Annotated in this window: 18 protein-coding genes and 1 riboswitch; of the genes, 6 read left to right on the top strand and 12 right to left on the bottom strand. The window is 73.0% G+C overall.

Annotated elements, in window-relative coordinates:
- The first annotated feature begins 42 nt into the window (after positions 1 to 42).
- Positions 43 to 1,296 carry a D-alanyl-D-alanine carboxypeptidase gene (locus tag AB0B40_RS28865; protein WP_362266344.1) on the top strand — a complete coding sequence of 418 codons (1,254 nt, stop codon included), beginning with the start codon at positions 43 to 45 and terminating at the stop codon, positions 1,294 to 1,296.
- Here the strand turns inward: AB0B40_RS28865 and AB0B40_RS28860 are convergent.
- Complete coding sequence (locus AB0B40_RS28860; RefSeq protein ID WP_345053718.1) at positions 1,244 to 2,164, bottom strand: YihY/virulence factor BrkB family protein; 921 nt, start codon at positions 2,162 to 2,164, stop codon at positions 1,244 to 1,246. The genes AB0B40_RS28865 and AB0B40_RS28860 overlap by 53 nt on opposite strands.
- Before the next feature lie 85 nt (positions 2,165 to 2,249).
- Between AB0B40_RS28860 and AB0B40_RS28855 the strand changes: the two genes are divergently transcribed.
- Entirely contained in the window at positions 2,250 to 3,014 is a 765-nt protein-coding gene (locus tag AB0B40_RS28855; RefSeq protein WP_345053715.1) for an SDR family NAD(P)-dependent oxidoreductase, read from the top strand.
- Positions 3,015 to 3,080: 66 nt separating this feature from the next.
- Here the strand turns inward: AB0B40_RS28855 and AB0B40_RS28850 are convergent, their stop codons facing one another.
- The 4 genes from AB0B40_RS28850 to AB0B40_RS28835 all read right to left on the bottom strand — a co-directional run bounded on the left by AB0B40_RS28850 (position 3,081) and on the right by AB0B40_RS28835 (position 7,099).
- Positions 3,081 to 3,662 (bottom strand): 2'-5' RNA ligase family protein, encoded by a 582-nt coding sequence (locus AB0B40_RS28850; RefSeq protein WP_345053713.1) that lies wholly within the window; start codon positions 3,660 to 3,662, stop codon positions 3,081 to 3,083.
- A 149-nt stretch (positions 3,663 to 3,811) separates the two neighbouring features.
- Positions 3,812 to 4,825 carry a tryptophan--tRNA ligase gene (trpS, locus tag AB0B40_RS28845; RefSeq protein WP_345053711.1) on the bottom strand — a complete coding sequence of 338 codons (1,014 nt, stop codon included), beginning with the start codon at positions 4,823 to 4,825 and terminating at the stop codon, positions 3,812 to 3,814.
- Between the two features lie 122 nt (positions 4,826 to 4,947).
- A complete protein-coding gene (locus AB0B40_RS28840; RefSeq protein ID WP_345053708.1) occupies positions 4,948 to 6,402 on the bottom strand; it encodes a glycine hydroxymethyltransferase in 1,455 nt (484 codons plus the stop codon).
- 32 nt (positions 6,403 to 6,434) lie between these two features.
- A riboswitch (ZMP/ZTP riboswitch) is annotated at positions 6,435 to 6,523 on the bottom strand.
- A gap of 114 nt (positions 6,524 to 6,637) precedes the next feature.
- Positions 6,638 to 7,099, bottom strand: coding sequence for a nuclear transport factor 2 family protein (locus AB0B40_RS28835; protein ID WP_345053706.1), 462 nt, complete (start codon positions 7,097 to 7,099; stop codon positions 6,638 to 6,640).
- A gap of 84 nt (positions 7,100 to 7,183) precedes the next feature.
- Here AB0B40_RS28835 and AB0B40_RS28830 point away from each other — a divergent pair, with 84 nt between their 5' ends.
- Positions 7,184 to 7,747, top strand: a complete 564-nt coding sequence (locus tag AB0B40_RS28830; protein WP_345053704.1) for a TetR/AcrR family transcriptional regulator — start codon at positions 7,184 to 7,186, stop codon at positions 7,745 to 7,747.
- Between the two features lie 44 nt (positions 7,748 to 7,791).
- On the opposite strand, the gene AB0B40_RS28825 is transcribed toward AB0B40_RS28830, so the two are convergent.
- Together AB0B40_RS28825 and AB0B40_RS28820 are read right to left on the bottom strand one after the other, a co-directional pair.
- Positions 7,792 to 8,976 carry a glutathionylspermidine synthase family protein gene (locus AB0B40_RS28825; RefSeq protein WP_362266341.1) on the bottom strand — a complete coding sequence of 395 codons (1,185 nt, stop codon included), beginning with the start codon at positions 8,974 to 8,976 and terminating at the stop codon, positions 7,792 to 7,794.
- 13 nt (positions 8,977 to 8,989) lie between these two features.
- Entirely contained in the window at positions 8,990 to 9,403 is a 414-nt protein-coding gene (locus AB0B40_RS28820) for a hypothetical protein (protein ID WP_345053699.1), read from the bottom strand.
- 119 nt (positions 9,404 to 9,522) lie between these two features.
- On the opposite strand from AB0B40_RS28820, the gene AB0B40_RS28815 reads away from it, so the two are divergent.
- Entirely contained in the window at positions 9,523 to 10,368 is an 846-nt protein-coding gene (locus AB0B40_RS28815) for a hypothetical protein (protein ID WP_345053728.1), read from the top strand.
- Between the two features lie 179 nt (positions 10,369 to 10,547).
- On the opposite strand, the gene AB0B40_RS28810 is transcribed toward AB0B40_RS28815, so the two are convergent.
- Positions 10,548 to 11,936 carry a PLP-dependent aminotransferase family protein gene (locus AB0B40_RS28810; protein ID WP_362266339.1) on the bottom strand — a complete coding sequence of 463 codons (1,389 nt, stop codon included), beginning with the start codon at positions 11,934 to 11,936 and terminating at the stop codon, positions 10,548 to 10,550.
- 47 nt (positions 11,937 to 11,983) lie between these two features.
- Here AB0B40_RS28810 and AB0B40_RS28805 point away from each other — a divergent pair, with 47 nt between their 5' ends.
- Together AB0B40_RS28805 and AB0B40_RS28800 are read left to right on the top strand one after the other, a co-directional pair.
- Complete coding sequence (locus tag AB0B40_RS28805) at positions 11,984 to 12,496, top strand: carboxymuconolactone decarboxylase family protein (protein WP_345053694.1); 513 nt, start codon at positions 11,984 to 11,986, stop codon at positions 12,494 to 12,496.
- Positions 12,493 to 13,215, top strand: a complete 723-nt coding sequence (locus AB0B40_RS28800) for an isocitrate lyase/phosphoenolpyruvate mutase family protein (protein WP_362266337.1) — start codon at positions 12,493 to 12,495, stop codon at positions 13,213 to 13,215. Before AB0B40_RS28805 ends, AB0B40_RS28800 begins: the two co-directional genes overlap by 4 nt.
- Before the next feature lie 6 nt (positions 13,216 to 13,221).
- Here AB0B40_RS28800 and AB0B40_RS28795 read toward each other — a convergent pair whose 3' ends face one another.
- The 4 genes from AB0B40_RS28795 to AB0B40_RS28780 are packed head-to-tail and all read right to left on the bottom strand — an operon-like array spanning position 13,222 to position 19,028.
- Positions 13,222 to 14,181, bottom strand: coding sequence for an ABC transporter substrate-binding protein (locus AB0B40_RS28795; RefSeq protein WP_345053689.1), 960 nt, complete (start codon positions 14,179 to 14,181; stop codon positions 13,222 to 13,224).
- Between the two features lies 1 nt (position 14,182).
- A complete protein-coding gene (locus tag AB0B40_RS28790; protein ID WP_345053687.1) occupies positions 14,183 to 16,129 on the bottom strand; it encodes an ABC transporter permease subunit in 1,947 nt (648 codons plus the stop codon).
- A complete protein-coding gene (locus AB0B40_RS28785) occupies positions 16,129 to 17,499 on the bottom strand; it encodes a betaine/proline/choline family ABC transporter ATP-binding protein (RefSeq protein ID WP_362266335.1) in 1,371 nt (456 codons plus the stop codon). Before AB0B40_RS28785 ends, AB0B40_RS28790 begins: the two co-directional genes overlap by 1 nt.
- On the bottom strand, positions 17,496 to 19,028 hold the full coding sequence (locus tag AB0B40_RS28780; RefSeq protein WP_345053682.1) for a GMC oxidoreductase: 1,533 nt from the start codon (positions 19,026 to 19,028) through the stop codon (positions 17,496 to 17,498). The genes AB0B40_RS28785 and AB0B40_RS28780 overlap by 4 nt, the downstream gene beginning before the upstream one ends.
- Positions 19,029 to 19,042: the final 14 nt, after the last annotated feature.

The following is a 19,042-nucleotide window of genomic DNA, read 5'->3' as shown; positions in this document are numbered from 1 at the left end:
GCCGCCGGAACTTCACGGCGGGGTGCCGGTACGTTCTCGACCGTGCCCGCACCGAAGAAGACCGGCCGGCGATCCTCGCTGGTCACCTCCGCCACGCTGCTCCTCCTGTCCGTCACCACGCCCGCCGCCCTCGCCGCGCCGACGCCCGCCGCCACGACGAGTCCGACGGCCACGCCCCCGGCCCAGATGTCGACGCTCGGCGGCGCCCGGCTCGGCCGGCCGGGCACGCAGGTCAACCTGGCCCCGGGCGTCCCGGTGCTGCCCAAGGACCTGACCGCCCGCTCCTGGATCGTCTCCGACGCCGAGTCGGGCGAGGTCCTCGCCGCGCACAACGCGCACTGGCGGCTGCCCCCGGCCAGCACGCTGAAGATGCTGTTCGCGGACACCGTGCTGCCCCGGTTCCCCAAGGACACCCGGTACAAGGTGGCGCCCTCGGACCTCAAGGGGGTGGGCGTCGGCTCCAGCGTGGTCGGGATAAAGGAGGGCGGCACCTACTCGGTCCGCGACCTGTGGCTCGGCGTCTTCCTGCGCTCGGGCAACGACGCCGTGCACGTGCTGTCGTCGATGAACGGCGGTGTCGAACAGACCGTCAAGGACATGCAGGACCATGCCGGGGAACTCCAGGCGCTGGACACGCACGTGGTCTCCCCCGACGGCTACGACGCGCCGGGACAGGTGTCGTCGGCGTACGACCTGACGCTGTTCGCCCGCTCCGGGCTGCAGAAGAAGGACTTCCGCGACTACTGCTCGACCGTGAGCGCGAGGTTCGGCTCCGCCGAGATCCGCAACACCAACCGGCTGCTGAGCGGTGACAGCGACGTCCCCGTCTACCAGGGCATCGCGGGCGTGAAGAACGGCAACACCAGCCACGCGGGCGCCACCTTCACCGGGGTCGCCGAGCGGGGCGGCAAGGTGCTGCTGGTCACGGTGATGAACCCGGAGAAACACGAGCACAACGAGGTCTACAAGGAGACCGCGAAGCTCTTCGACTGGGGTTTCCAGGCGATCGGCAAGGTCGACGCGGTGGGCGAGCTGGTGCCGCCGAGGAGCGCCTCGTCGGCCACCGCACAGCCGGATGCCGGCGTGTCCCCCGGGCAGGGTGCGCAGCCGTCGTCCGGCGGCGGCGGGACGGGCGCGAAGCCCGCGGCGAGTGCCACCGCCCGGTCCGCGTCCAGCGGCGCCGGGATCGCCCTGGCCGTCGTGGGCGGGGTGCTGGTGCTGCTCGGCGGCGGGGCGTTCCTGGTCAACCGCCGGTGGCCACTGCCGGACCTGATGCGCCGCCGGACGCGTCCCTGAGGGCGTCCCCCTCGTCCTCCTTGCTCGGCGTCGCCGTCCAGGCGGCGCAGAACAGCACCAGTTTCGCGGTGAAGTTGATCCACAGCAGCAGGGCCACGGGGACTCCGAACGCCCCGTACATGCTTTTCGCGGCGATGCCCTGGATGTAGCCGCTGAGCAGCAGCTTCAGCAGTTCGAAGCCGATCGCGCCGAGCAGTGCGGCGACGAGCAGGCGGCGGCGCGACGGCTCGACCCCCGGCAGCAGGGTCAGGACGTAGAGCAGGACCAGGAAGTCGGCGAGGACGGCGACGACGAACGCGGCGATCTGGAGCAGCACGGTGCCCCAGCCGTGTTCGTCGAGCCCGACGTCCCGGGACAGCCGGCCGACGGCGGCCGAGGCGAGGGTGGACGCGGCGAGGGTGACCAGCAGGGCGCCGCCGAGACCGAGCAGGATGCCGGTGTCCTTCGCCTTGGTGAGCACCGGGTTCTCCTCGCGGTCCGGCAGTTCCCACACCGAGCGCAGGCAGTCGCGCACCTGGCCGACCCAGCCGATGCCGGTGAACAGCAGGGCCGCGCCCGCGATGATGCCGACGGTGCCGGCGTTGTCGACGAGCGACGTGAGGTCCAGCCGGCTGGAGACGACACCGGGGAACTGCTCGGCGATCTTCTGCTCGACCGCCTTCTGCCGGGCGGGGCTGAGCGTGGCGGCGCTGACGGCGGCGGCCACGGTCAGCAGCGGGAAGAGTGCCACGAAGCTGACGAACGTCATGGCGGCGGCCAGCCGGGCCCACTTCACCCGGTCCAGCCGCTCGTAGGACCGCCACGCGTGCGTGGCCGTCAGCCGGATGACGATCGGCCCGATACCGGGAAGCTTCTTCAGCCAGTCCATGGTCCGACTGTGCCCGCTGCACCGGAGCGTCAACACCGCGTTTCTTCGCCGAAACGGTCATATGCGGGCTATACGGTCAGCTGTCATGAAGGATGCCTGCGAACCGCCCACCGCACTGCCCCGGTCGTTGCTCGTCCTCGGCGGCACGTCCGAGATCGCGCTGGCCACCACGCGCCGGCTGATCGCCCGCCGCACCCGCACGGTGTGGCTGGCGGGCCGACCCTCCCTCGCCCTGGAACAGGCCGCCGAGAGCCTGCGCGCGCTCGGCGCGGACGCCCGTACCGTCGCCTTCGACGCGCTCGACCCCGAGTCCCACGAGACCGCCCTCGGCAAGGTCTTCGCCGAGGGCCCCGTCGACATGGTGCTGCTCGCGTTCGGCATCCTCGGCGACCAGGCGCACGACGAACGCGATCCGGTCCGCGCGGTGCAGGTCGTGCAGACCAACTACACCGGGGCCGTCTCGGCGGGGCTGGTGGCCGGCCGGGCCCTCCAGGCGCAGGGTCACGGCTCCCTCGTCGTGCTGTCCTCCGCCGCCGCCGAACGCGCCCGCCGCGCCGACTTCATCTACGGCTCCAGCAAGGCCGGCCTCGACGTGTTCGCCCAGGGCCTCGGCGACGCCCTGCACGGCACCGGCGTGCACGTCATGGTCGTACGGCCCGGGTTCGTCCGGACGCGGCGGACGGCGGGCCGGCCGGCGACACCGCTCGCCACCACGCCGGAGGCGGTCGCCACGGCCGTCGAACTCGGCCTGCGCCGGCGCTCGGAGACGGTCTGGGTGCCGGGCGCGCTGCGGCTGGTGATGTCGGCCCTGCGGCACGCACCGCGGGCACTGCTGCGCCGGCTCGGCTAGAGAGGTCCCGAGCCGCCCGGAGGGGCGCGGCCGGCTACGCCGGACCGGCGGCCGGACGGGCGCGCGTCACGGCGCGACCCGCGGGGCGTACAGGTCGGCGTGGCCGGGCTGGGGCGGTACGACGCAACCCCCGAAGGTGTACTCGCGCAGCTTGCGCCACACCCCGTCGGCGCCCTGCTCGTACAGCGCGAAACCGGTGCAGGACCACTCGGCGTCGTAGCCCGACAGCTCCTCGAAGGCGCGGTCCATCGCCGCGTCGTCGATGCCGTGCGCGACGGTGACGTGCGGGTGGTACGGGAACTGCAGCTCGCGCGCCATCGGCCCCGAGGCGTCCCGGACCTGCTGCTGGAGCCGGCCGCACTCCTCGGCGCCCTGGACGACGCGTACGTAGACCACCGGTGACAGGGGCCGGAAGGTGCCGGTGCCGGACAGCCGCATCGGGAACGGCCGGCCCGCCGTGGCGATCGAGGCCAGGTGCGCGTCGACGGCCGGCAGGTCGGCCTCGTCGACCTCGGTCGGCGGCAACAGCGTGACGTGCGTGGGGATTCCGTGGGCCGCGGGGTCGCCGAAGCCCGCGCGCCGCTCCTGGAGCAGGCTGCCGTGAGGCTCCGGGACCGCGATCGACACGCCGATCGTTACGGTCCCCACGTCGTCTCCTGTCGTCGCGTCTGTCGTCTTCTCGGCCGTCTCGTCCCGGCCGTCGGATATCGACTGTACGGCCACGGATGTCCTGTGGGCAGGCGCAGCGGAAGTGATGTGCAGCGCTCTGCCCGCGCGGGCCCCTGCGGTCGTACGCCTCAGTGCTTGGCCGGGAGGAAGCCCACGCGGTCGTACGCCTGCGCGAGGGTCTCGGCGGCGACGGCGCGCGCCTTCTCCGCGCCCTTGGCGAGGATCGAGTCCAGCGTCTCGGCGTCGTCCAGGTACTGCCGGGTGCGCTCGCGGAACGGGGTGACGAACTCGACCATGATGTCGGCGAGATCGGTCTTGAGCGCGCCGTACATCTTGCCCTCGTAGTCCCGCTCCAGCTCGGCGATCGTCCTGCCGGTGAGCGTGGAGTAGATGGTGAGCAGGTTGGAGATGCCCGGCTTGCTCTCGGTGTCGAAGCGGATCACCGTGTCGGTGTCGGTGACCGCGCTCTTGACCTTCTTGGCCGTGGTCTTCGGCTCGTCGAGGAGGTTGATCAGGCCCTTCGGCGTGGACGCCGACTTGCTCATCTTGATCGACGGGTCCTGGAGGTCGTAGATCTTCGCCGTCTCCTTGAGGATGTACGGCTTCGGGACGGTGAAGGTCTGGCCGAACCGGCCGTTGAACCGCTCGGCGAGGTCGCGGGTCAGCTCGATGTGCTGGCGCTGGTCCTCGCCGACGGGCACCTCGCCCGCCTGGTACAGCAGGATGTCCGCGACCTGGAGGACCGGGTACGTGAACAGGCCGACGGAGGCCCGGTCGGCGCCCTGCTTGGCGGACTTGTCCTTGAACTGGGTCATACGGCTGGCCTCGCCGAAGCCGGTGAGGCAGTTCATGACCCAGGCCAGCTGGGCGTGCTCGGGGACGTGGCTCTGCACGAAGAGCGTGCAGCGGTCCGGGTCGAGGCCGGCGGCCAGCAGCTGGGCGGCGGCGAGCCGGGTGTTGTCCCGCAGCTCCTTCGGGTCCTGCGGGACCGTGATCGCGTGCAGGTCGACGACCATGTAGAACGCGTCGTGGGACTCCTGCAGGGCCACCCACTGGCGGACGGCGCCGAGGTAGTTGCCGAGGTGGAACGAGCCTGCGGTCGGCTGGATTCCGGAGAGCACGCGGGGTCGGTCGTTGGCCATGGTCCCCATTCTCTCAGAGGGTGCGGGTGACTACGTCCGCCGAGGCGGGGGGGGCGGGGCGCGGCGGACCGCGGGCCGTCCATGGCCGCCCGCGCGGTCCCCCGCGCCCCCTGCGGGAAGCGTCAGCCCAGGTCGACTTCCGGGTACAGCGGGAAGCCCGCCACCAGGTCCGTCGCCCGCCGGGCGATCTCCTGGGACACCTTCTCGTCCAGGACGTGGGCCGCCTTCGAGGGGGCGCCCGACTTGGTGGTGCCCGGCTCGGTGGTGGTGAGGACGCGGTCGATGAGGCCGGCCACCTCGTCCATCTCCGCCGTGCCGAGACCGCGGGTGGTGAGCGCGGGGGTGCCGACGCGGATGCCGGAGGTGTACCAGGCGCCGTTCGGGTCGGCCGGGATGGCGTTGCGGTTGGTGACGATGCCCGAGTCGAGCAGGGCCGCCTCGGCCTGGCGGCCGGTGAGGCCGTAGGAGGTGGCGACGTCGATCAGGTTGAGGTGGTTGTCCGTGCCGCCGGTGACCAGGGTGGCGCCGCGGCGCATCAGGCCCTCGGCGAGGGCGCGGGAGTTGTCGACGATGCGCTGGGCGTAGTCCTGGAAGGCGGGCTGCCGGGCCTCGGCGAGGGCGACGGCCTTGGCGGCCATGACGTGCGGGAGCGGGCCGCCGAGGACCATCGGGCAGCCGCGGTCGACCTGGTCCTTGAGGGAGTCGTCGCACAGCACCATGCCGCCGCGCGGGCCGCGCAGGGACTTGTGGGTGGTGGTGGTGACGATCTGGGCGTGCGGGACCGGGTCGAAGTCGCCGGTGAGGACCTTGCCCGCGACCAGGCCGGCGAAGTGCGCCATGTCGACCATGAGGGTGGCGCCGACCTCGTCGGCGATCTCCCGCATGATCCGGAAGTTCACCAGGCGGGGGTAGGCGGAGTAGCCGGCGACGAGGATCAGCGGCTTGAAGTCGCGGGCCTGGGCGCGCAGGGCGTCGTAGTCGATGAGGCCGGTGGCCGGGTCGGTGCCGTAGGAGCGCTGGTCGAACATCTTGCCGGAGATGTTCGGGCGGAAGCCGTGGGTGAGGTGGCCGCCGGCGTCCAGGGACATGCCGAGCATGCGCTGGTTGCCGAAGGCCTGGCGCAGCTCGGCCCAGTCGGCGTCGGTGAGGTCGTTGACCTGGCGGACGCCGGCCTTCTCCAGGAAGGGGGCCTCGACGCGGTCGGCGAGGACGGCCCAGAAGGCGACGAGGTTGGCGTCGATGCCGGAGTGCGGCTGTACGTAGGCGTGGCGGGCGCCGAAGAGCTCGCGGGCGTGCTCGGCGGCGAGGGCCTCGACGGTGTCGACGTTGCGGCAGCCGGCGTAGAAGCGGCGGCCGACGGTGCCCTCGGCGTACTTGTCGCTGAACCAGTTGCCCATCGTGAGCAGGGTCGCCGGGGAGGCGTAGTTCTCGGAGGCGATCAGCTTGAGCATCTCGCGCTGGTCGGCGACCTCCTGGCCGATGGCGTCGGCGACGCGCGGCTCGACGGCGCGGATCACGTCGAGAGCGGCGCGGAAGGCCGTGGACTCGACGGAGAGAGGGGCGGAATTCTCGGGCATGGGGACCTCCGGACGGTGTGCGTACGGCATTCACGTTCGGCCCAGGCGCACGGCACTCTTCCCGCTCGGGCCGCTCCCTGATGGTCCGTCCCATCCCAGCGCGCCAGTCACGGCCCGCACGTCAGCCTACCGGCCACGCCGGTGGGCGCAGGTCCCGCGTCCATCATCCGGGCGGGGACGGGAGGGGGGGCACCGCCGCACCCGGGAGCGGCCGTGACCACGGGAGAAGACCTGATCAGCGCAGTGGGATGTCGGTGCCGTGCTCGTCGGCGGGCCGGGGTCCGAAGATGCGCCGGTCGCTCTCGCGGATGGGCACGTCGTTGATGCTCGCCTCGCGGCGGCGCATCAGGCCGTGCTCGTCGAACTCCCACAGTTCGTTGCCGTAGCTGCGCCACCACCGGCCGTCGGTGTCGCGGCACTCGTACTGGAAGCGGACGGCGATGCGGTTGCCGTGGAAGTCCCAGAGGCTCTTGCGCAGCGCGTAGTCCAGTTCGCGCTCCCACTTGTCGGTCAGGAAGGCGATGATCTCCTCCCGGCCGGTGACGAACCGGTCACGGTTGCGCCAGACGGAGTCGGGTGTGTAGGCCAGGGCGACCCGGTGGGGGTCGCGGGTGTTCCAGGCGTCCTCGGCCGCGCGCACCTTCTGGCGGGCGGTCTCCGGGGTGAACGGCGGGCAGGGCGGGCGGCCTTCGGGCACGGCGACCTCCTCAGGTCGAGAACGAGCGTTCTCTATCGCTGCGACTAAAGTAGAGAACGACCGTTCTCACGTCAAGGAGCCCGGATGCCCGCCCCGATCACCGAGGAACAGAACCGCCTGGACCGCGAAGCGCTCCTGGACGCGGCGGAGACGCTCTTCTACGCCCACGGCATCCAGGCGGTCGGCATGGACCGGGTCCGGGAGGCGTCCGGACTGCCGCTGAAGCGGATCTACCGGTTCTTCGCGACCAAGGAGGACCTCGTGGTCGCCATGCTGCGGCGGCGTGACCGGCGCTGGCGCGCGAGCCTGGCCGCCCACGTGGAGAGCGTCCCGGACCCGCGCGGACGGGTGCTCGCGGTCTTCGACTGGCTGGCCGCGTGGTTCGCGGAGCCCGGCTTCCGCGGCTGCGCCTGGATCAACGCCCATGGCGAACTCGGCCCGTCGTCCGAGCGGGTCCTGGCCGAGGTCCGGTCCCACAAGCGAGCCTTCCACGACCAGCTCTCGGCCTGGGTGCGCGCCACCGGCGTGCCGGTGGCCGACGGCGTGTGCCTGCTCGCCGAGGGAGCCATCGTCACGGCCGGCATCGACGCCGACCCGTCCCCCGCCGGCCTGGCCCGGGCGGCCGTCGAGAGGCTGCTCGGCGACTGACCCGGCGGGGGACGGGTCGCCGGGACGGGCCGGACGGACAGGCCCTAGAGGATCACGTGCGGCAGGAAGCGGGCGTACTCGTCGGTGATCAGGCCGGTGGACTCGCGGATGCCGAGGCCGGCCGGCTCGTCGCGGACCACCCAGGCGCCCAGGACGACGTGGTTGCCGTCGAAGGCGGGAAGGGGGGCGAGTTGCTGGTAGCAGCAGGGCTCGTCACGCAGGACGGGCGGCGATCCCGGCTCGTGCACCGTGATGCCTTCCCCCTCGCGGCCCAGCAGGGGCTTGGCGACGTAACCGGCCGCACCGGCCAGCTCGCGGGGGCCGTCCAGATAGGCGGGCAGGAGGTTCGGGTGGCCGGGGTACAGCTCCCAGAGGATCGCCAGCAGGGCCTTGTTGCTGAGCAGCATCTTCCAGGCGGGTTCGATCCACAGGGTGCTGCCGGTGCCGCCGCCGTTGTCCAGGGTGTCCAGGACGTGCCCGCCGAAGGCGTCGGTGGTCAGCCACTCCCAGGGGTAGAGCTTGAAGATGCCGCGGATGAAGCGCAGCCGGTTGTCGACGAAGCGGCCGGAGAGGGCGTCCCAGCCGATCTCCTCGACGGCCAGCCAGTCGGTGGCGAGGCCGGCCTGTTCGGCGGTCTCCTTCAGATAGGCGACCGTCATCAGATCCTCGCCGAGTTCGTCGGCGGCGGAGTGCGCGAAGTGCAGCGGGCTGCCGGGAGGCAGCAGGGCGGCCTGCGAGCGCCAGGCGTCGACCAGCCGTTCGTGCAGGGAGTTCCACTGGTCCGCGCCGGGGAAACGCTCCTCCATCCAGAACCACTGCGGGGAGGCGGCCTCGACCAGTGAGGTGGGGGTGTCGGCGTTGTACTCCAGGAGCTTCGCCGGTCCCGTGCCGTCGTAGCGCAGGTCGAAGCGGCCGTAGACGGACGGGAGTTCGCCGCGGCGCCGCCATGCCTCGGCGACCGCACCGGCCACCCGCGGGTCGGTGATGCCGAGGTCGGCGAGCCGGTCCTCGGTCACCAGGTGCCCGGCCGCCGCGAGGCACATGCGGTGCAGTTCCTCGACGGTCCCCTCCAGCGCCTCGACCTCGTCCAGGGAGAAGACGTAGTACGCGCTCTCGTCCCAGTAGGGGTGCAGGGAACCGTCGGGCCGGCGGGTGAGCGGATAGATCAGGCCCTGCTCCTCGACGGTCCGCTGCCAGCCGGGGCGGGGGGTGATGGTACGGCGTTCCATGTCGGTGCTCCGGTCAGCCGCCGGAGCTGCCCTTGCCGCCGCCGAAGCCGCCGCGGTGGACTCCGCTCCCGCCGTGGTGGTCGTCGTCGTCCGAGGATCCGCCGCCCGAGCCCCCGCCGGACTTGGTGAAGGAGCCGCCGTCGACCCAGCCGCCCTTCTCCTGGCCCCCGTAGTACCAGGCGCCGTCGGGCTGCTTCGCGCGGCCCTTCCGCACGGACCTCTTCTTCCCCGTCGACGTCCCGGACCCGCCGGTGGTCTTGCAGTTCTTGTCGGCGACGGCCTGGTAACCCTTGTCGAGGCGGTAGCTTTCGCGGTCGACGCAGCGCTTGTCCGGATCGGACGAGCAGGCGGTGAGCGCGGTGGCCAGCAGGCCCACGCTGCCGAGGACGACCGTGCCGGACCGGAGCTGCCTGCGTGCCTGCGCCATCGTGTGTCTCCCCCGTCGGATGCGCTGTTCCGGCGGCCAGCCTAGAGACCGCCTCCGGCCGAGACACCGGTGGCCCCCGCCATCTCCCCCTCGCCTAGAGTCGCTTCGTGCTTTTTGGAATGGTGTGCGCCCTGGGCGCTGCGGTCTGTTTCGGTACGGCGACGGTGTTGCAGGCGGTGGCCGCGCGGGCGGCCGGCGCCGGCGGGGAGGGCGGCGGCGACGCGGCGCTGCTGCTGCGGGCGCTGCGGCAGTGGCGGTATCTCGCCGGTCTGGCACTGGACGGGCTGGGCTTCCTGCTCCAGATCGCGGCCCTGCGGTCCGTGCCGATCTACGCCGTGGGCGCCGCGCTGGCGGCGAGCCTCGCGGTCACGGCGGTGGTGGCGGCGCGGCTGCTGCGGGTCCGGCTGAGCGGGCTGGAGTGGGGCGCGGTGGGGGTGGTGTGCGCGGGCCTGGCCATGCTGGGCGCGGCCTCGGGCACCGAGGGCGAGCGGACCGGGCCGGACTGGCTGGGATACGCGATGGTGGCGGTGGCGGTCGGGGTGCTGCTGCTCGGCGGGCTCGGCGGGCGGCTGTCCGGCCGGACCCGGGCACTGCTGCTGGGGCTCGGCGCCGGGTTCGGGTTCGGCGTGGTGGAGGTGTCGGTACGGCTGATCGGCTCGCTGCGGCCTGCGGATCTGCTGGCCAACCCGGCGGCGTACGCCCTGCTGATCGGCGGCGGCGCCGCGTTCCTGCTGCTCACCTCGGCCCTGCAACGGGGCTCGGTGACGACGGCCACGGCCGGCATAGTGATCGGCGAGACCCTCGGCCCGGCGGCGGTGGGCGTCATCTGGCTCGGCGACCGCACCCGGGAGGGCCTGACGTGGCTGGCGGCGCTGGGCTTCGCGGTGGCGGTGGCGGGGGCACTGCTACTGGCGCGGTTCGGGGAGGCGCCGGCGGAGGAACCGGCCGAGGAACCGGCCACCTAGGCTCACTGCCGGGGCGAAGCCGTCCGCCTCAGGGGGTCGGGCCTCCGTTCCGGTCGGCGGCCACAGGCCGTTCGGGTCGGGTCGCTGCCCCGCCCGGCCGCCACAGGCGTTCACGGACGCCCCAGACCGTTCGCAGCTGGCCGGCCGGTGCGTCGGGGTCCTGTTCGTGGGGCCTCTCGCTACGGCAGCACCCGGCACAGTGCCTCCAGTGCTCCCGCCCACGCGCTGTCCGGGGGTGTGCCGTAGCCGACCACCAGCGCGTCCAGGGGGCGGGTGGTGGCCTCGGGGTGCCGGTGGCAGGCCAGGCCGTGCAAGGCCAGGCCCTGCCAGGCCGCGGCCCGCACCACCGGCTCCTCGGTGCCCGGGGGCAGCCGCAGGACCGCGTGCAGGCCGGCCGCGATGCCGGTGACCCGTACCTCCGGTGCCCGCTCGACCACCGCCGCGGTGAGGGCGTCTCGGCGGCGCCGGTAGCGCAGGCGGGCCGAGCGGACGTGCCGGTCGTAGGCGCCGGAGGTGAGGAACTCGGCCAGCGTCAGCTGGTCGAGCACCCCGCAGGTGTCGATGTGCCCCTTGGCCGCGGTGGCCTCCTCCGCCAGGGACGGCGGCAGCACCATCCAGCCCAGCCTGAGGCCGGGCGCGAGGGACTTGCTCGCGGTCCCGAGGTAGACGACCCGGTCCGGGTCGAGGCCCTGGAGCGCGCCGACGGGCTGGCGGTCGTAGCGGAACTCGCCGTCGTAGTCGTCCTCCAGGACCAGCCCGCCGGTGCGCCGCGCCCAGTCCACGACGGCCGCCCGCCGGTCGGGACGCAGGGCCGTGCCCATCGGGAACTGGTGGGCGGGGGTGAGCAGGACGGCCCCCGCACCGCCCGGCGCGCCCGGGTCGGTGCCCAGGTCGTCGTACGGCAGGGCGGCGGTCGCGAGGCCCGCGTCCCTCAACAGGTTCCAGTGGACGTCCAGGCCGTACGACTCGACGGCCACCGTCCGCGTGCCGCGGGCCCGCAGGACGGTGCCGAGGACGCGCAGGGCGTGCGCGAAACCGGCGGTGATCACGACGGTCTCGGGGGTGGCGCGCACGCCACGGGCGCGGGCGAGGTAGCCAGCGAGGGCGGTGCGCAGTTCCAGGCGCCCGCGCGGGTCGCCGTAGCCGAGGGCGTCGAAGGGGGCGGCGGCCAGGGCGCGGCGGGCGGCCTTGAGCCACTCGGCGCGGGGGAAGGCGGCGAGGTCGGGGGTGCCGGGGATGAGGTCGTAGGTGGGCCGGCCGGGGACGCGACGGTGGCGCGCGGTGTCCGCGGGGCGGACGACGGCCCGTTCCGCGACCCGGGTGCCGGAGCCCTGCCGGGCGGTGAGCCAGCCCTCCGCCACCAGGTCGGCGTAGGCCTCGGCGACGGTGTTGCGGGCGATGCCGAGGTCGGCGGCGAAGGAGCGGGAGGACGGCAGCCGGGTGCCGGGGGCGAGCCGGCCGGAGCGCACCGCGTCCCGCAGGGCGTCCGTCAGGCCCCGGCGCAGGCCGCCCGGCGCGTGTGGTTCGAGGTGCAGGTCGACACCCGAAGTGGCCCACTGATTCGCCATGGAAATGGACCATACTCCTGGGCTGCCCGGCTCCTAGGGTCGAGTGCATGAGTACTGCACAGGACATCGCACAGGACACCGTCGAGTACGCACCCGAGCACGCGCCCCGGCTGAACTGGGCCGAGCACTCCCCCGAGGTCTATAAGGCGATGATCCGCCTGGACACCGCCGCCAGGCAGGGACTGGACCCCAAGCTGTACGAGCTGGTGAAGATCCGTGCCTCGCAGGTCAACCACTGCGCGTTCTGCCTCGACATGCACACCAAGGACGCCCTCGCGGCCGGCGAGAGCGTCGAGCGGATCGTCCAGCTCGGCGCGTGGGAGGAGTCGCGGCACTTCTACACCGAGAAGGAGCTGGCGGCGATCGAGCTGACCGAGGCGATCACCGTGCTCACCGACGGGTTCGTGCCTGACGAGGTGTACGAACGGGCCGCCAGGCACTTCGAGGAGGGCGAGCTGGCCCAGCTGATCGCCGCGATCACGGTGATCAACGCCTGGAACCGCTTCGGTGTGACCACGCGGATGGTCCCGGGCCACTACCGGCCGGGCCAGCACAAGTGAGCAGGGCGGAGGTGTTCCGCGCCCTGCACCAGGGGCGCGCCCCGGGCGACCCGCTGGTCCTGCCCGGCCCCTGGGACGCGGCCAGTGCGCGGGCCCTCGTGGCGGCCGGGTTCCCGGCGCTGGCCACGCCGAGCGCGGGCGTGGCCGCCTCCCTCGGGTACGAGGACGGGGACACCCCGGCCGACGAGATGTTCGCGGCCGTCGCCCGGATCACGCGGGCGGTGGACGTGCCGGTGTCGGCGGACGTCGAGGGCGGCTACGGACTGGCACCGAAGGAGCTGGTCGAGCGGCTGCTGGAGGCGGGGGCCGTCGGCTGCAACCTGGAGGACTCCGACGGGGGTGTCCTCAAGGACGCGCACGAGCAGGCCGCTTTCCTCGCCGAGGTGCGGGCCGCGGCCGGCGACGGGCTGTTCGTCAACGCCCGCGTCGACGTCTTCGTCCACGGTGACGGTGATCCGGAGCAGGCCGTCGAGCGGGCGGCGCTGTACCGCTCGGCGGGGGCCGACTGCGTGTACCCGATCCTCGCCCCGGCGGCCGTGGTGCCGCTGCTGCGGTCCGGGATCGAGGGCCCGCTGAACCTGCTGGCCCGGCTGGACGGGGAGGGCCCCTCGCCCGCCGCGCTCGGCGGGCTCGGGGCCACCCGGGTCACCTTCGGTCCGGGACTCCAGCGACGGGCGTCGGCCGCGCTGCGCGAGATCGCGGCCGGCCTGCTGCCGTGAGTCCGGTCAGGACAGCCACTCCTTCCACACGCCGGGGTGGCTGTCCACCCACTTCGCCGCCGCGTCCTGCGGGCTCAGCTTCTGGTCGGCGATCATCAGGGAGACCTCGTTCTGGTCCCGCGTCGTCCACTTGAACTTCCTCAGGAACTCCGCGGCCTTGCCGCCGGAGCGCGCGAAGTCGGCGTTGAGGTACTTCTGCAGCGGGGTGTGCGGGTAGGAGCAGGCGACCTTCGCCGCGTCCGCGTCGCAGCCCTCCTTGTACGGCGGCAGCTTCACCTCCGTCATGGGGACCTTCTCGAACAGCCACTGCGGCGAGTACCAGTACGTCAGGAAGGGCTTCTTCTCCTTGGCGAACTGCTTCATCTGCGTGATCTGCGCGGCCTCGGAACCGGCGAAGACGACCTGGTAGTCCAGTTTCAGATTGTCCACCAGGGCCTTGTCGTTGGTGACGTAGGACGGGGAGCCGTCCATCAGCTGGCCCTTGCCGCCGCTCTCCGCGGTGCGGAACAGCGGGGCGTACTTGTCGAGGTTCCTCCAGTCGGTGATGTCGGGGTGCTGCTTGGCGAGGTACGTCGGCACGAACCAGCCGATGTGCCCGGTCACCCCGAGGTCTCCGGCGCGCGCGATCGTCTTCTTGTCGTCGACGTACCGCTTCTGCTGGTCGGGGTGGCCCCAGTCCTCCAGGAGGGCGTCGACCCGGCCCTGGCTGAGCGCGTCCCAGGCGGGCACCTCGTCGACCTGCACGGTGTCGACGCGGTAGCCGAGCTTGTGCTGCAGGATGTACTGGGCGACGGCCACGTTGGACTGCGCGCCCACCCACGACTGCACGGACAGGGTGACCGTCCTCGCGCCGCGGGCGTTGGCGAACGGGCTGGCCTGCTTGGTCATGTCGGCGGCGCCGCAGCCGGTCAGCAGCGCGAGCGCGGATGCCCCGGCGGCCACCGTGAGGGTCGTACGGAATCGCATGTCACGCTCCCTTCTTCGGGCGCCGTCCGGTGGGCTGGGTCACCCGGTCGAGCATCAGGCCGAGGCAGACGATGGCCGCGCCGGCCACCAGGCCGGTCGCCAGGTCGCCCTGGGCGAGTCCGAAGGCGACGTTGTAGCCGAGGGCACCGCCGCCGACCAGGCCGCCGATGATGACCACGGCGAGGACCAGGACCACGCCCTGGTTGACGGCGAGCAGCAGTGCGCGCCGGGCCAGCGGGAGCTGCACCTGCCACAGCTGCTGCCGTCCGGTCGCGCCGAGCGAGCGCGCGGACTCCAGCGCCGCCTGGTCGACCTGGCGCAGGCCCTGCGCGGTGATCCGGACGACGGCGGGGAGGGCGTAGACGACGGCCGCGGCGACGGCGGGCGCGCGGCCGACGCCGAACAGGGCGACGACCGGGATCAGGTAGACGAACTGCGGCATCGTCTGGAAGACGTCCAGGACGGGGCGCAGCGCGCGTTCGACGCGGTCGCTGCGGGCCGCGGCGACGCCGGTCGCGAGGCCGAGCACGAGGGTGACGGCGACGGCCGCCAGTACCTGGGAGAGGGTGTCGAGCGACGGCTCCCACACGCCGAGCACGCCGATCGCGGCCATGGCGAGGACGGCGGTCAGCGCGGTGCGCCAGGTGCCGATCAGCCAGGCCAGGGCGGCGACGATCAGCAGGACCGACCACCAGGGCAGCCACTGCAGGCCGTCGCGGACGGGGTCCAGGATCCAGGTGGTGAAGTGGGCGGCCCAGTCGGCGGTGCCGCCGACGACCGGGACACCGGAGTACAGGTGGCCGGTCATCCAGTCGACGGCGCGGTTGACCGGCTCGGCGACGTCGAGGCTCCAGCCGGCGGGCCAGTCGAGCGCGCCCAGGAGTCGGGTGGCGAGGGCGACGGCCACGGTGACGGCCAGGGCGTAGGGCCAGCCGATGGTGCGGGGCCGGTCGGCCGCGGGGGTGCCGTCGCCGGCCGCGGCGGTGACGCGGTCCAGGACCACCGCGAGCAGCACGATCGGGATGCCGGCCGCGAGGGCCGCGCCGACGTCGACGGAGGCGAGGGCCTGGTAGACGCGGTCGCCGAGGCCGCCGGCGCCGATGACCGCGGCGATGACGGCCATGGACAGCGCCATCATGATCGTCTGGTTGAGGCCGAGGAGGAGTTCCTTGCGGGCCAGGGGGATCCGGGCGGTCAGCAGCCGCTGGCGGTGGGTCGCGCCGAGCGACTCCACGGCCTCCAGGACTTCGGGGTCGGCGCCGCGCAGACCGAGCGCGGTGAGGCGGGCCATCGGCGGGGCGGCGTAGACGACGGTGGCGAGGACGGCCGCGGGGACGCCGATGCCGAAGACCAGGACGACGGGGAGGAGGTAGGCGAAGGCCGGGAGCACCTGCATGGTGTCCAGGACCGGGCGCAGGGCGCGGTCGAGCCGGTCGGAGAGGCCGGCGGCGAGGCCGAGGAGCGCGCCGACGATCACGGAGGCGCAGACCGCCACGACCATCAGCGCCAGGGTCTGCATGGTCGGGATCCACATGCCGAGGGCGCCGCAGGCGAGGAAGGCGACGGCCGTGCCGACGGCCAGGCGGACACCGGCGACCCGCCAGGCGACCAGGGCGCCGAACGCCGTGACACCTGCCCAGCCCCCGGCGAGGAGGACCAGGTAGACGGCGCGGACGGCCAGGACGACGACGTTGCTGACGTGGCCGAAGAAGTACAGGAACAGCGGGTGGCTGTCCCGGTTGTCGATGACCCAGTCGCTGGCCGTGGTGAGGGGTTTGTCGAGGCTCACGGTCAGCTCGTGGGGCCAGGTGGCGCCGGGCCAGTGGGTGGCGGCCCAGGGAGCGAGGACCGCGGCGACGAGCGCGAGCAGGAGGAGCTTGCCCGCGGCCCGGCTCTTCAGGACGCGCCGTTCACCACTGGCGGAGGTCGGGACACTGAGCGTCGCCATCAGACGGCCTCCGAACTGGTACGGGAGCCCTCCGCGCTGGTACGGGCGCCTTCCGGGCTGGTGCGCGCGGCGGGCGGGGTCGCCGCCCTGCGCCGGCCGGGTGCCGGCTCCTTGCGGCCGGGCGTCGCCCCGGCGGCGCGGCCACTTGCGGAGGCGTCGAGTGCGGTGGACGCGGGGCCGTCGGGGGCGGCGGACGCGGAGACGCCGCCGGGCGCGGCGGGTGGCGGCGCCTGCCGGCGCCGGCCGGATGCCTGCTCCCCGGGGCCGGGCGTCGCCCCGGCGGCGCGGCCACCCGCGGAGGTGTCGGGCGCGGAGACGCCGGCGACGACGTCGAGCAACTGCTCGCGGTCGACGACGCCGAGGCACCTGCCCTCGGCCATCACCCGGGCCGGTGCCCCCGCCCGGGCCACCGCCTCGATGGCCTCGGCGACCGTGGCCTCCGGGCGCACCGCCGGGCCGGTCTGCGTGTCGTGCGACGACAGCGGGCGCATGGCCGTACGGCAGGTCATCACCTGTTCGCGCGGCACGTCCCGGACGAACTCGCGGACGTAGTCGTCGGCCGGGGAGCCGACGATCTCCTCGGGGGTGCCCAGCTGGACCACGCGGCCGTCGCGCATCAGGGCGATGCGGTCGCCGAGCTTCAGGGCCTCGCTCAGGTCGTGGGTGATGAAGACCATCGTGCGGCCCTCTTCGCGGTGCAGGCGGGTCACCTCGTCCTGCATGTCGCGGCGGATGAGGGGGTCCAGGGCGCTGAACGGTTCGTCGAAGAGCAGGACCTCGGGGTCGACGGCGAGGGCCCGGGCCAGGCCGACGCGCTGACGCTGGCCGCCGGAGAGCTGGCCGGGGCGGCGCTTCTCCATGCCTTCCAGGCCGACCTTGGCGACGAACTCGGCGGCCCGCTCGCGGCGTTCGGACTTTCCGAGGCCCTGGATCTCCAGGCCGTAGGCGACGTTGTCGAGGACCGTGCGGTGCGGGAGCAGACCGAAGTGCTGGAAGACCATCGCGGCCCGGTGGCGGCGCAGTTCACGCAGGCGGGACCTGTCCATCGCGCGGACGTCCTCGCCGTCGATGGAGATGCTGCCCGCCGTCGGTTCGATCAGCCGGGTCAGACAGCGCACCAGGGTGGACTTGCCGGAGCCCGACAGGCCCATGACGACGAAGACCTCGCCCTTGCGGACGTCGAAGGAGACGTCCCGGACGGCGGCCGTGCAGCCGGTGCGGGCGCGCAGTTCGGCGGGGTCGAGCGCGCTGAGTTCGGGGTCGGCCGGGATGCGGTCGGCCTTGGGTCCGAAGACCTTCCACAGGCCGGACACCGAGAAGACGGGCTCGGTCGCGGTGGGGGGCTTGCGGGTGGGGACGGTGAGAGTCATCGGGGGTCGCCTCCGATCAGGTCGACGGCCTTCTCCCCGACCATGAGGACCCCGATCATCGGGTTCACGGCGGTCATGGTCGGGAAGACGGACGCGTCGGCGATGCGTATGCCGTCGAGGCCGCGGATCCTCAGCTCCGGGTCGACCACGGCGAGTCGGTCGTCGGCGGCGCCCATCCTGCAGGTGCCGGCCGGGTGGTAGACGGTGTGCGCGACCTTGCGGGCGTACTCGCTCAGCTCGGCGTCGCCGAGGATCTCCGGGCCGGGGCAGACCTCGCGCTTGAGCCAGCCGGCCAGCGGCTCGGTTTTGGCGATCTCGCGGGCGATGCGGATGCCGTCGACCAGGGTCCGGGCGTCGTAGTCGTCCTCGTCGGTGAAGTACCGGAAGTCCAGGGCGGGCTTCACGGACGGGTCGGCGCTGGTCAGGTACAGACGGCCGCGGGACTTCGGCTTGGGGATGTTCGGGGTCATCGACACGCCGTAGGACGGGCGTTCGTAGCCGAGGCGCTCGGGGTTGTCCGTGAACGGGATCTGGTAGAAGTGGAACATCAGGTCCGGACCCGCGTGGTCGGGGTCGCGGCGCACGAAGAGGCCCGCGTCGGAGTCCATGGCGGAGTTCTCCGGGATCGGACCGTGGGTCTCCCAGACGATCACCGACTCGGGGTGGTCGAGCAGGTTCTCGCCGACGCCGGGCAGGTCGTGCACGACGGGGATGCCGAGCGCTTCGAGGTCGCCCCGGGGGCCGATGCCGGAGTGGAGCAGCAGGCGCGGGGAGTCGACGGCGCCCGCGCACAGGACCACCTCGTTGCGGGCCCGTACCAGGAGTTCCTCACCGTCCCCGGTGCGCACGTGGACGCCCTCGGCGCGGGTGCCGTTCAGCTCCAGCTTGTGGGCCCAGGTCTCCAGGAAGATGTGGAGGTTGGGGCGCTCGTCCATCACCGGGTGCAGGTAGGCCACGGAGGCGGAGGAGCGCTTGTTGTCCTCCGGGTGGTAGGCCAGGTCGAAGAATCCGGCGCCCTCGGTGAAGGGCTTGCGGTTGAAGCCCTCGACCCTGGGTACTCCGAGCGCCGACCGGGCGGCGTCGACGAAGTCGCGGGCGATGGCGTTCCGGTCCTTCTCGTCGACGGAGACGATGTTGTTCTTCAGCCGGGCGAAGTAGGCCTCCATGGGGACGGCGCCCCAGCCCCTGGCGCCGGCGGCCTCCCATTCGTCCCAGTCGGAGGGCAGGGGCTTGAAGGAGATGAGGGTGTTGTGCGAGGAGCAGCCGCCGAGGACGCGGGCGCGGCTGTGCCGGATGTGGGAGTTGCCGCGGGGCTGCTCCACCGTCGGGTAGTCGTAGTCGAGTTCGCCGCCGAGCAGGCCCATCCAGCGGCGCAGGGTGAGCACGTCGTCGCGGCCGACGTCGCTCGGGCCGCCCTCGATGACGGCGACGGTGACGTCGGGGTTCTCGGTGAGGCGGGAGGCGATGACGGAGCCCGCCGTGCCGCCGCCGATGACGACGTAGTCGTAGACATGGGGGGTGTGGGACATGGTGGTACTGCTCC

It is taken from the genome of Streptomyces sp. NPDC042638, assembly GCF_040647235.1.
GTDB lineage: Bacteria > Actinomycetota > Actinomycetes > Streptomycetales > Streptomycetaceae > Streptomyces > Streptomyces rameus.
The sequence above is the reverse complement of the archived record's forward strand: the minus strand, read 5'-3'. Positions and strand labels throughout refer to the sequence as shown.

Excerpts from the sequence above, each read along its gene's own strand:
- AB0B40_RS28860 (WP_345053718.1), bottom strand. The coding sequence starts at position 2,164 with ATGGACTGGCTGAAGAAGCTTCCCGGTATCGGGCCGATCGTCATCCGG.
- AB0B40_RS28855 (WP_345053715.1), top strand. The coding sequence starts at position 2,250 with ATGAAGGATGCCTGCGAACCGCCCACCGCACTGCCCCGGTCGTTGCTC.
- trpS (WP_345053711.1), bottom strand. The coding sequence starts at position 4,825 with ATGGCCAACGACCGACCCCGCGTGCTCTCCGGAATCCAGCCGACCGCA.
- AB0B40_RS28840 (WP_345053708.1), bottom strand. The coding sequence starts at position 6,402 with ATGCCCGAGAATTCCGCCCCTCTCTCCGTCGAGTCCACGGCCTTCCGC.
- AB0B40_RS28830 (WP_345053704.1), top strand. The coding sequence starts at position 7,184 with ATGCCCGCCCCGATCACCGAGGAACAGAACCGCCTGGACCGCGAAGCG.
- AB0B40_RS28825 (WP_362266341.1), bottom strand. The coding sequence starts at position 8,976 with ATGGAACGCCGTACCATCACCCCCCGCCCCGGCTGGCAGCGGACCGTC.
- AB0B40_RS28820 (WP_345053699.1), bottom strand. The coding sequence starts at position 9,403 with ATGGCGCAGGCACGCAGGCAGCTCCGGTCCGGCACGGTCGTCCTCGGC.
- AB0B40_RS28815 (WP_345053728.1), top strand. The coding sequence starts at position 9,523 with ATGGTGTGCGCCCTGGGCGCTGCGGTCTGTTTCGGTACGGCGACGGTG.
- AB0B40_RS28810 (WP_362266339.1), bottom strand. The coding sequence starts at position 11,936 with ATGGCGAATCAGTGGGCCACTTCGGGTGTCGACCTGCACCTCGAACCA.
- AB0B40_RS28805 (WP_345053694.1), top strand. The coding sequence starts at position 11,984 with ATGAGTACTGCACAGGACATCGCACAGGACACCGTCGAGTACGCACCC.
- AB0B40_RS28795 (WP_345053689.1), bottom strand. The coding sequence starts at position 14,181 with ATGCGATTCCGTACGACCCTCACGGTGGCCGCCGGGGCATCCGCGCTC.
- AB0B40_RS28790 (WP_345053687.1), bottom strand. The coding sequence starts at position 16,129 with ATGGCGACGCTCAGTGTCCCGACCTCCGCCAGTGGTGAACGGCGCGTC.
- AB0B40_RS28785 (WP_362266335.1), bottom strand. The coding sequence starts at position 17,499 with ATGACTCTCACCGTCCCCACCCGCAAGCCCCCCACCGCGACCGAGCCC.
- AB0B40_RS28780 (WP_345053682.1), bottom strand. The coding sequence starts at position 19,028 with ATGTCCCACACCCCCCATGTCTACGACTACGTCGTCATCGGCGGCGGC.